We start from the raw sequence: 1,381 nt of genomic DNA on the forward strand, positions 1-1,381 counted from the left end.
CTCTATCTTGTAGCGCTCTTTTGATTTCTCCTTGAAGTACTCGCTTTCCTGAAATTTCGCCTGTTCCGAGTGTTCATCTGACTTGATTGAAACTGAGTAACTTTTAGTTTTCGCGCCTTCTTTATAGCACCCGTCCTTGAAGGGGCATCGCTTACATTTCTCAATATCGAAAAAATATGTATCTACCTGATTCGCTGCTACATTTTTTTTGCCACCTCGGGTTTTTCGGATTGCCATATGTCCTGCTTTACAGACATACATGCCTGCATCCTTATTGAACTCAAATTCGTCTTCCTTTTTACGGCAGCCTTGTGTAACGGTAGGATTTAATTTGGCAACCAGTTTGATCTTGTTCTTTTTACTGTATTGAATATTATCCTTTTCTGAATAGGCAGTGTCCCCGATGACTGTTTCAATTTCCATTCCTGCTTCCATGCTTTTTTCGATCAGTGTCTGTAATTGTTTCCCGTCATTTTTCTCTCCTGTCGTAATGACCGCGGCAGTAATGATCCGTTCCTCGCTCATTGCCATATGTGTCTTGTATCCAAAGAAGGACGAGTCAGCTGTCTTGTGCCCAACCTTGGCATCATGGTCCTTCGAACACTGAAGCTGCTCAATATCATCTGCCACTGTCTCTTTCAATAGATTCAACTGTTCCTTTACCTTCGGATACTGGATAAGGGTTTCTTCCTTTTCAATGATCTCAATAAGTTCCTGGGAGTAGGCGATTTCGTCTTCCAACACATCTGTCTTCGTCTTGGCAGGAAACTTCTCCTTCATGGATTCATCCACCTTATAAATGGCCTTCCTCAGCTTTTTGGAACGCTCCATCAGAACTTCCTTTGGTGTCATCTGGTTATAGCGAGCTTTTGAATGGGTGGCGTCGCAAATGATGGATTTGCTCGTGATGATCTCTTTTTCAATCGCAATCTCAACCGTCTTATTGATAAGCATGTCCAGAAGGTTGACGTCCTTGAGCCTGAGCTTCCGAAACTTGGTCAGGGAACTCGGATCGATGACGGAATCCTCAGGGGCCATGCCCAGGAAATACTTGAAGGACATGTCATATTTCGAACGTTCAACCACATCGACATCGGAAATATCATAGATGGTTTTCAACAATAAATATTTGAACATACGGATGGGATCGATGGCATTCCGGCCATTATCAAGGCAATATTTATCCTGAAGTTCATTGTAAACAAAAGAAAAGTCGACCAGGTCATTGATCCTGCGTAACATGTTGTCCTCAGGGACGATTAGATTATAGAGCTCCATATAGGGACTGAACATCATCGATTGTTGCTTTTGTATCACCGAAACCACCCACTTAAAATAGATACCTTCATTATAAATCAAAAAAGGCAGAAACCCTCACTAA

1 protein-coding gene is annotated in these 1,381 nt (G+C 42.2%); it reads right to left on the bottom strand.

Annotation, left to right across the window (positions count from 1 at the left end; translation table 11 throughout):
- A partial coding sequence (locus tag CVD23_RS21525; protein WP_374702655.1) for an IS1182 family transposase occupies nt 1–1,317 on the bottom strand: 1,317 nt, incomplete at its 3' end.
- Nucleotides 1,318–1,381 lie beyond the last annotated feature (64 nt).

It is taken from the genome of Bacillus sp. V33-4 (assembly GCF_002860225.1).
In the GTDB taxonomy this organism is placed as follows: Bacteria; Bacillota; Bacilli; order Bacillales; family Cytobacillaceae; genus Bacillus_BJ; species Bacillus_BJ canaveralius.